We start from the raw sequence: 9,187 nt of genomic DNA on the forward strand, positions 1-9,187 counted from the left end.
GCCGTACGTCCTAGGGGAGCGGCGTGCCGCCGGTCGCGTTGACGATCTCCCCGGTGATGTAACTCGCGTTGCCGGAGGCGAGGAACACGTACGCCGGAGCCATCTCGGCGGGCTGGGCGGGCCGCCCCAGCGGGCTCTGCTTCCCGAACTCCTTCGTGTCCGGCAGCGTCGCCGGGATCAGCGGCGTCCACACCGGGCCGGGCGCCACGGCGTTCACCCGGATGCCGTCGGACGCCAGCATCTGGGCCAGGCCCTGGGTGAACGTCACGATGGCGCCCTTGGTCATGGCGTAGTCCAGCAGGTGCGGACTCGGCTTGTACGCCTGCACCGACGTGGTGTTGATGATCGACCCGCCCGCCGGGATGTGCGGCAGGGCCATCTTGCACAGCCAGAACATCCCGTACAGGTTGGTCCGCAGCACCCGGTCGAACTGCTCCGTGGAGATCGCGGAGATCCCGTCGGGCTGTGCCATCTGGTACGCGGCGTTGTTGACGAGGACGTCGATGCGCCCGAACTCCTGAACGGCGCTGCCGATCAGCGCACGGCACTGCTTCTCGTCCCGGATGTCGCACGCCTCGGTCAGCGCCCGCCGGCCCGCCTCCTCGACCAGCCGGGCCGTCTCCCGGGCCTCGTCCTCCTCGGTGTCGAGGTGGGTGATCAGCACGTCCGCCCCCTCGCGGGCGAACGCCAGCGCGACGGCGCGGCCGATACCGGAGTCGCCCCCCGTCACCACGGCCTTGCGGTCCTTCAGGAGCCCATGGCCCCGGTAGGAGTCCTCGCCGTGGTCGGGCGGCGGGTCCATCGGCCCGGTCCAGCCGGGGTGTTCCTGTCCCTGCTGCGGGAAGTCGGGCTTCGGGAAGCGCTCGGTGGGGTCCTGGCCGGGTGTGCTCATGGTGCCTTCTTCCGTTACTGGTCGTGAGGGGCGGACCGGGGTCACCGGACGCCCGTGATGACGAATCCGCTCCGGGGCGCCGTCGGGACGCGGTGGAGCGGGATGGAGAGGTCCTGCTCCGGCACCCGGTACGCGAGGCCGGACAGCAGCACCGCGAGGGCGGACAGCAGGGCCAGGGTGATGTCCTCGCCCGGGCAGCGGTGCCCCGTCGCCGGGTCCCCGCCGCCCTGCGGGACCAGCTCGTCGGGGCGCACCGGGGTGCCGTGGAAACGCGCGGGGTCGAAGACATAGGGCCGGGGCCACAGGTCCGGGTCGTGGTTCTGGCCGTACAGGTCGAGGAGCACCAGCGTCCCCGGCCGGATCGTGCGGCCCTCCCATTCGAGCCGGTCCGCCGCCAGCCCGCCGACGAACGGGGCGAACGGGTAGAAGCGGCGGACCTCCTGCGCGAAGGCGAGGGCGTAGCCGGGGTCGCCGCCGCGGAGCGCCGCCCGGTGCTCCGGCCACCGGTGCAGGGCGTGCGCCGCGAACGCGGTGAACCAGCTGACCGCGACGGTCGGGCGCAGGATGTTGAGCACCTCGACCGCCGCCGTACGGGGATCGAGCGGCGCACCGCCGGCATCGCGATGGTGCACGACGGTACGGAACGGGGTGGCGCCCGCCCCGTGTGCGGCCCCCGTGCCGCCGTCGGCGCGTTCCCGCTGCACCAGGCGGGCCAGACGCCTCTCCTGCCGGCGCCGGGCGGCACGGGCGCGCAACTGCCGGGGCCCGGCCGACGCGAACCCGTCCACCATGGCCACCAGGTCGCGTGCCACGCCGTCCGCCTCGCCCTCCGGCAGCGGCACTCCCGCCCACGCGTGCACGGCGCGGGTGAGCACCCCGGCCACCTCGTCGAACAGCACGACCCGGTCCCGGTCCGCCCACCCGGCCACGGCGTCCTTCCACTCCAGGGCGACCCGGTCCGTCAGGGCCCGTACGCCCTCCGGGTCCTTCAGCACATGGAGGAACATGCCCTTGCGCACCCGGTGCGGCTCACCGTCCAGGGTGTGGACCGCCCCCTGGCCGAACAGGGTGTCGATGACCGGTTCGGGCAGCGCCCCATGGCGGTGGACGTGGTCCTCGTCGTAGAAGAAGCGGACGGCGTGCGGACCGTGCAGCGCGATGACCCGCTTGCCGAGCAGACGGGTGCGGACCGGCGCCCCGCCGGTCCGCCGGCGGCGGTCGGGCAGCCACGCGTAACCCTGGAGCAGGAGGGACAGGGTGCTGTCGGCCATGAGCTCTCCGTAGAACAGAACGGGGTGCGTGCGCAGGCGGGCGGGCGCGTCGGCGCCCCGCCCGTCGATCCTCGGCGCACCGGGACCGGCGCGCGACTCGGAGTCCGCTGGACGGCGCTGCGGCTGTGGTCCCAACCGGCAGCGCCTGCTCCCGCGTACGCCGGGAGCCTGGCCAGGCGGGTACCCGAGCCGCCGGGGGCCATGCGGGCGGGGCCGGGGCTTTTCGCGCAGCCCGGCCGACCTGCCCGGACCGGCTCGCTCCGGATTGAAGCGGGCATTCCGGTTGAACCCGGATTCCGTGGGAACCCGTCGCACGGAACGGCTGTGCGGGCACGCCCGCGGGACGACCCGGGAGGAACCGAGGAGATATGGGACGGCATGCCGAAATCGTCCGCGCCCTGGCCATGAGGGCGAAGGCGGCGAAGCTCAAGTCGGACGGCGCCGCGCTGGGAGACCAGAGCCTGAAGGCGGAGGGGCGCCGGCGCGAGACCGCGGGACGGATCGCCCAGGCCGAGGCGAAGGCGGTACGGCGCGAGGCCCGCCACTGAACGGCGGCACGACCGCCACCCGACAGCGAGGAGTTCACTCATGCGTGCACTGACCTGGCAAGGAAAGCGCGACGTCCGCGTCGAGACCGTCCCCGATCCGGTCATCCAGGACCCGACCGACATCATCATCCGGGTCACTTCGACGGGCATCTGCGGATCGGACCTCCATCTGTACGAAGTGCTCGGCCCCTACCTCGATCCCGGCGACATCCTCGGCCACGAGCCGATGGGAGTCGTGGAGGTGACGGGCCCCGAGGTGACCGCCGTCTCGCGCGGCGACCGGGTCGTCGTCCCGTTCAACGTCTCCTGCGGCACCTGCTTCATGTGCGGCCAGGGCCTGCACTCCCAGTGCGAGACCACCCAGGTCAGGGAGTACGGCACCGGCGCCTCGCTCTTCGGCTACACCAAGCTCTACGGGCAGGTGCCGGGCGGACAGGCGGAGCTGCTGCGGGTGCCGTTCGGCAACACCCTGCCCATCAAGGTCCCCGAGGGGCCGTCGGACGACCGGTTCGTCTACCTGTCCGACGTGCTGCCCACCGCCTGGCAGGCCGTCGAGTACGCGGCGATCCCGCCCGGCGGCAGCGTCACCGTCCTCGGTCTCGGACCGATCGGCGACATGGCCGCCCGCATCGCACTGCACCGGGGCGCCGGCCTGGTCATCGGCGTGGACCTGGTCCCCGAACGCCTCGCCCGCTCCGCCGCGCGCGGCGTCCAGACCCTCGACCTGGGCCGCTACGGCAAGGACCTGCCGGACGCGGTCCGCGACCTCACCGGCGGACGGGGCACCGACGCGGTGATCGACGCCGTCGGCATGGAGGCCCACGCCATCGGGGCGCCGCTCGGCAAGGCGGGCCAATGGGCCACCGGGCTGCTCCCGGACGCGGCGGCCCGCAAGCTCATGGAACGCGCCGGCGTCGACCGCCTCACCGCCCTGCTGACCGCCATCGACGTGGTCCGCCGGGGCGGCACCGTCTCCGTCTCCGGCGTCTACGGGGGATCGGTCGACCCGCTGCCCCTGCTCACCATGTTCGACAAGCAGATCCAGCTGCGCATGGGGCAGGCGAACGTCAAGCGCTGGGTGCCCGACATCCTGCCGCTGCTCGTGGACGAGGACCCGCTGGGCGTCGACGGCTTCGCCACGCACCACCTGCCGCTGGAGGACGGTCCCAAGGCGTACGAGACCTTCCAGGCGAAGGCCGACGGCATGGTCAAGACGCTGCTGCGGCCCTGAGCCGCGACGTCGCGACGGAGGGATTCACTGTGAACGCATCGCAAGGGCCGCGGGTCGTCGTCACGGGCGCCACCGGCAACGTGGGCACGAGCCTCGTCCGGGCCCTCTCCGAGGACCCGGACGTCGGGTCGGTCCTGGGCCTCGCCCGGCGGCTGCCCGACCTCACCCTGCCCGGTGTCGAGTGGGGGAGGGTCGACCTCTCCCGCCCGGACAGCGCCCGCACACTCGCGTCCCTGCTGACGGGCGCGGACGCCGTCGTCCACCTGGCCTGGCGGTTCCAGCCCACCCACGACCCCGTCGTCACCTGGCGCAGCAACGTCGAGGGCTCCCTGCGCGTCTTCGACGCGGTGCGCGCGGCCGGGGTCCCGGCACTGGTCCACGCCTCGTCGGTGGGCGCCTACTCACCCGGGCCGAAGCGGGAGCCCGGAGTGGACGAACAGTGGCCCACCCACGGCTGGCCGGACGCCGCCTACTGCCGGGAGAAGGCGTATCTGGAACGGGCCCTGGACGCCTTCGAGCTGCGCCACCCGCGGATCCGGGTGGTACGGATGCGGCCCGGCTTCCTCTTCAAGGAGACGGCCGCCCCCGAGCAGCGGCGCATCTTCGGCGGCAAGTACCTCCCCGGCGTGCTCCTCCGCCCCGACCTGCTCCCCTTCGTGCCGGACCTGGAAGGGCTGAGGTTCCAGGTGCTGCACACGGACGACGCGGCCGAGGCGTACCGGCTCGCCGTACTCGGCGACGTACGCGGCCCCTTCAACCTGGCCGCCGACACCGTCACCGACGCCCGCTCCCTCGGCGCCCTCCTCGACGCGCGCGTGGTGCGCGCGCCCGTGCCGCTCGTACGCGGCGCGCTGGCGACCGCCTGGCACGCCCGGGCGGTCCCGGCGTCGCCCCACCTCTTCGACGCCGTGCTGCGCCTGCCCGTCATGGACTGCGGCCGGGCGCACCGGGAGCTGGGCTGGCGGCCCCGCTACTCGGCGTCCGAGGCGCTGACCGCGTTCCTGCGCGGCGTCGTACGCGGCACCGGCGAGGAGACCGCCCCGCTGACCGGGAGCCGGTGGAGCTGATGGGCGCCGACCGGGGGCGGGAGGGTGGCGCCCAGTCCTACCTGCCGTCGCGGGGCGGCGTGGCCGCGCTGCGCCGGGCGGCGGCGGACTGCCGGGGGTGCCCCCTGTACGAGAACGCCACGCAGACCGTCTTCGGGGACGGGCCCGCCCATGCCCGTACGGTCGTCGTCGGCGAGCAGCCCGGCGACCAGGAGGACCGCGCGGGCGAACCCTTCGTCGGGCCGGCCGGGCACCTGCTGCGCGAGGCGCTGGCCGAGGCGGAGGTCGACGAGCGGGAGGTGTACTTCACGAACGCCGTCAAGCACTTCAAGTTCACCTCGGCCGGTGAGGGCAAGCGCCGCATCCACAAGGCGCCCGGCCTGCGCGAGATGACGGCCTGCCGCCCCTGGCTCTCCGAGGAGCTGCGCCGGGTCGACCCCGAACTGGTGGTCGTCCTCGGGGCCACCGCGGGCAAGTCCGTGCTGGGCAACTCCTTCAAGGTCACCGAGAGCCGGGGCACGCTGCTGTACCTGCCCGTCACCGGCCTTCCCACGGCCGCCCGGGCCGCGCAGGAGGACGACGGCCCGGCCCGGGGCCTGGTCGCCACCGTGCACCCCTCCGCCGTACTGAGAGCGCCGGACAGGGCGCAGGCGTACCAGGGGCTCGGCGCCGACCTGCGCGTGGCCGCGCGGTTCCTGCGGTGAACGGATGACGGACATGACACAGGGCGACAATTCGCCGCGCATGCCCACGGATGCCACCATGGCAACCATGTCCCGCAAGGCGCTGATCGTCATCGACATGATCAACCCGTACGACCACGAGGACGCCGACCGGCTCCTTCCCTCGGCCGAGCGGGCCGTGCCCGTCATCGCGGACATGCTGAAGACCGCCCGGGGCAGTGGTTCACTCGTGATCTACGCCAACGACAACTTCGGCGACTGGCGCTCCCACCACGGGGAGATCGTGGCGGCGGCCATGGCGGGCGCCCGCCCCGACCTGGTCGAGCCGCTGAAGCCCGACGAGAAGTCGCTCTTCGTCGTCAAGGCCCGGCACTCGATCTTCTACGAGACGCCCCTGCCGTACCTGCTCCACCAGCTGGACGTCGACCACCTCGTCCTGACCGGCCAGGTGACGGAGCAGTGCATCCTCTACTCCGCGCTCGACGCGCACATCCGCCACATGGACCTGACCATTCCGCGCGACGGGGTGGCGCACATCCACCGCGACCTGGCCGACGCCGCCCTGCGGATGACCGAACGGAACATGGGCGCCCGGGTGTGCGCCGCCGAAGAGATCGATCTGTGACACCACCCGGCCGGCCCGAAAGGATCGTGATGACGCGCGCCGCACTGTTCGATGTGGACGGCACCCTGGTCGACACCAACTACCTGCACGTCACCGCGTGGTGGGAGGCGTTCCGGCAGGCCGGGCACACCGTGCCGATGCCCGCGATCCACCGCGCGATCGGCCTCGGCTCCGACGACCTCATCGGCCATCTGCTGGGCCCCGGCCGGGACCGGGAGCAGGACGCCGGCATCAGCGCCGCGCACTCCGCGCTGTACGCCACCCATTTCGAACGCCTGCCCCCGCTGGACGGCGCCGCGGACCTGCTGCGCGCCCTGGCCGGCCGGGGCTGGACGATCGTCCTCGCCACCTCCGCGTCCGGCTCCGAGCTGAAGGCCCTGCGGCGCGCGCTCGACGCCGACGACGTGATCTCCGGCACCGCCAGCTCCGACGACGTGGACGAGGGGAAGCCCGCCCCGGACCCGATCCGCCATGCGATGGACATCGCCGGAGCCGGCAGCGGGGAGGCGGTGTACATCGGCGACTCCGTCTGGGACATGACGGCGGCGACCAGGGCGTCGGTCCCCGCCGTGGGCCTGCTGTCGGGCGGCATCCCGCGGGCGGACCTGGAGGAGGCCGGGGCCGTGGAGGTCCACGCGTCCCCGGCCGCCCTCCTGGAACGGCTCGACACCGGCGTCATCGCCCGTATGAGCCCTTGAGCCCTTGAGCCCCTGAGCCCTTGAGTCCCTGAGCCCCGGGCCTCGGAGACCCCCGGCCCCGGCCCCAGGTCCCCGCGCCCTCAGCCGCCGCCGTTGCACAGGCAGAACGGGTGCCCCGCCGGGTCCGCGAAGACCCGGAAGTCACGCTTTCCGCCGTCGTCGTCCAGATCGAGCGGCGTGGCCCCCAGGGCGAGCACCTCGCGCTGGGCGGCCTCCATGTCCTCCACCTCGAAGTCCAGGTGCTCCTGCTGGGAGTTCCGGTCGGCGCGCGGCCACTCGGGCGGCTGGTGGCCGGGGGAGAGCTGGAAGGCCAGACGCGCCCCGCCGGGGACGCGGAGCTCGTACCAGCGGTCGTTGTCGTGCGTCACCTCGCCGCCCAGCACTCCCTGGTAGAAGGCGGCGAGCGCCGCCGGGTCGGGGCAGTCGATGGCAACCAGACAGTAGGTCGCGACAGCCATGTCGTTCCTCGCTTTCGGGGTACGCGGATGTGCGGACGTCCCCTCACGGGTTCCGCGACCGGCCCCGGGGAAACATGATCCGGGGCCGTACGTTTCGACCGCCGGGGATCGGTAACCCATCCCATATGGTGCAATTCGGATACACGATGATGACCGAGCAGTCGGGACCGCGGGCCCTCGTCGAGGACGTGGTGGCGGCCGAGCAGGCCGGCTTCGACTTCTCCGTGACCTCCGACCACTACTTCCCCTGGCTGAAGTCCCAGGGCCACGCCCCGTACGCCTGGAGCGTGCTGGGCGCCGCAGCGCAGGCCACGACCCGCATCCCGCTGATGACGTACGTGACCTGCCCGACCACCCGCTACCACCCGGCCGTCGTGGCGCAGAAGGCCGCGACGCTGCAACTGCTCTCCGAGGGGCGGTTCCGGCTCGGGCTCGGCTCCGGCGAGAGCCTGAACGAACACGTGGTGGGCGGCGGCTGGCCGGACGCCCGGGTGCGGCTCGACAAGCTCGAAGAGGCGGTGGAGATCATCAAGGCGCTCCTCGCCGGCGGCTACGTCAACCACCACGGCCCCCACTTCGACGTGGAGAACGCCAAGCTGTGGGACGTGCCCGACGTGGCCGTGCCGCTCGGCGTCGCCGTCTCCGGCGACCGGTCCTGCGAGATCGCGGGCCGGCTCGCGGACCTGGTGATCGCCACCGAGCCCAAGGAGGAGCTCCTCACCGACTTCGACCGGCACGGCGGCGGCGGAAAGCCCCGCGTCGGCCAGCTGCCCGTCTGCTACGACACCGACCGCGACGCGGCGGTGAAACGCGCCCACGACCAGTTCCGCTGGTCCGTCGGCGGCTGGAAGGTCAATTCGGAACTGCCGGGCCCCTCCGCCTTCGACCAGGCCACGCAGTACGTCCGCCCCGACGACATCGCCGAGGCGGTGCCCTGCGGCGACGACGTCGGGCAGTTCGTGGAAGCGGTGCGCCCCTTCGTCGACGCGGGATTCACCGAGGTCGCCCTCGTCCAGATCGGCGGCGACCACCAGAAGCCCTTCATCGACTGGGCCCAGGAGAAGCTGCTGCCCGCCCTGCGGGCCATGTGACACGCGTACGCGCCCGGGCCGCCGGGCCCGGGCGCGTACGGGGTCACTCAGCGCGCCCGGAGCCGCCGCGCCCGTTGGACGACCGGGCCAACGCCCAGGCCGGGAAGACGAACCAGCAGACGAAGGACCACAGCGCCATCCCGCCCACCAGCCACAGGGCGAGCGAGTTGTGCAGCGCCACGCGCATGATGAGCAGCAGCGCCGAACACATCGTGCAGAACAGCAGCACGAGCCCGAGCAGGGTGAGCCGCGACGCCCAGACCACCGTCTCCGGCTTCAGGTGGCGGCCGGTCAGAAGCCGGTGGAAGCAGACCGGCCCGATCAGCGCAGCCGCCGTGGCCGAACCGAGGAGCACGGTGACGACGTAGATGGTCCGGTCGGCCTCCGACAGGGTGGCGAAGCGCGGCTGGAAGACCACCGCGAGCAGGAAGCCGAAGAGGATCTGCACCCCGGTCTGCGCCACCCGCAGCTCCTGGAGCAGCTCCGTCCAGCGGCGGTCCGCCCGCTCCTCCGTCGTCTCGTTCCGCCCGCGGTGGACGTCCTCGCGGTCGTCCTCCCGGCCGTTCTTCCCGCCTCGTCCGTTGTCCATGTGCGGTGTCCCTCCCTCCCTCGTGCCGAAACCTTTGTGCGCGGGCCGCCCGGCC

General features: G+C 73.0%; 11 protein-coding genes. 7 read left to right on the plus strand and 4 right to left on the minus strand.

Annotation, left to right across the window (positions count from 1 at the left end; translation table 11 throughout):
* Positions 1–10 precede the first annotated feature (10 nt).
* Both FKN01_RS30560 and FKN01_RS30565 read right to left on the minus strand, forming a co-directional pair.
* Positions 11–892, minus strand: a complete 882-nt coding sequence (locus FKN01_RS30560) for an SDR family oxidoreductase (RefSeq protein WP_143625902.1) — start codon at positions 890–892, stop codon at positions 11–13.
* A 41-nt stretch (positions 893–933) separates the two neighbouring features.
* Complete coding sequence (locus FKN01_RS30565) at positions 934–2,163, minus strand: cytochrome P450 (protein ID WP_143625903.1); 1,230 nt, start codon at positions 2,161–2,163, stop codon at positions 934–936.
* Positions 2,164–2,531: 368 nt separating this feature from the next.
* On the opposite strand from FKN01_RS30565, the gene FKN01_RS30570 reads away from it, so the two are divergent.
* From FKN01_RS30570 to FKN01_RS30595, 6 genes are all read left to right on the plus strand, one after another.
* On the plus strand, positions 2,532–2,711 hold the full coding sequence (locus FKN01_RS30570) for a hypothetical protein (RefSeq protein ID WP_143625904.1): 180 nt from the start codon (positions 2,532–2,534) through the stop codon (positions 2,709–2,711).
* A 40-nt stretch (positions 2,712–2,751) separates the two neighbouring features.
* Complete coding sequence (locus FKN01_RS30575; RefSeq protein WP_143625905.1) at positions 2,752–3,942, plus strand: alcohol dehydrogenase catalytic domain-containing protein; 1,191 nt, start codon at positions 2,752–2,754, stop codon at positions 3,940–3,942.
* Between the two features lie 29 nt (positions 3,943–3,971).
* Positions 3,972–5,009, plus strand: coding sequence for an NAD-dependent epimerase/dehydratase family protein (locus FKN01_RS30580; protein ID WP_185993057.1), 1,038 nt, complete (start codon positions 3,972–3,974; stop codon positions 5,007–5,009).
* Positions 5,009–5,692, plus strand: coding sequence for a UdgX family uracil-DNA binding protein (locus FKN01_RS30585; protein WP_143625906.1), 684 nt, complete (start codon positions 5,009–5,011; stop codon positions 5,690–5,692). Before FKN01_RS30580 ends, FKN01_RS30585 begins: the two co-directional genes overlap by 1 nt.
* Before the next feature lie 67 nt (positions 5,693–5,759).
* Positions 5,760–6,296, plus strand: coding sequence for an isochorismatase family cysteine hydrolase (locus FKN01_RS30590; RefSeq protein WP_143625915.1), 537 nt, complete (start codon positions 5,760–5,762; stop codon positions 6,294–6,296).
* Between the two features lie 29 nt (positions 6,297–6,325).
* The gene (locus FKN01_RS30595) at positions 6,326–6,994 is read left to right on the plus strand and encodes an HAD family hydrolase (RefSeq protein WP_143625907.1); all 669 of its coding nucleotides are present in this window, start codon (positions 6,326–6,328) and stop codon (positions 6,992–6,994) included.
* Between the two features lie 80 nt (positions 6,995–7,074).
* Here FKN01_RS30595 and FKN01_RS30600 read toward each other — a convergent pair whose 3' ends face one another.
* A complete protein-coding gene (locus tag FKN01_RS30600) occupies positions 7,075–7,452 on the minus strand; it encodes a VOC family protein (protein ID WP_143625908.1) in 378 nt (125 codons plus the stop codon).
* A gap of 125 nt (positions 7,453–7,577) precedes the next feature.
* Here FKN01_RS30600 and FKN01_RS30605 point away from each other — a divergent pair, with 125 nt between their 5' ends.
* Positions 7,578–8,543 (plus strand): LLM class F420-dependent oxidoreductase, encoded by a 966-nt coding sequence (locus FKN01_RS30605; RefSeq protein WP_143625909.1) that lies wholly within the window; start codon positions 7,578–7,580, stop codon positions 8,541–8,543.
* Positions 8,544–8,586: 43 nt separating this feature from the next.
* Here the strand turns inward: FKN01_RS30605 and FKN01_RS30610 are convergent, their stop codons facing one another.
* The gene (locus FKN01_RS30610; protein WP_143625910.1) at positions 8,587–9,132 is read right to left on the minus strand and encodes a DUF6328 family protein; all 546 of its coding nucleotides are present in this window, start codon (positions 9,130–9,132) and stop codon (positions 8,587–8,589) included.
* Positions 9,133–9,187: the final 55 nt, after the last annotated feature.

This window comes from Streptomyces sp. 130 (assembly GCF_007096885.1).
Classification (GTDB): domain Bacteria; phylum Actinomycetota; class Actinomycetes; order Streptomycetales; family Streptomycetaceae; genus Streptomyces.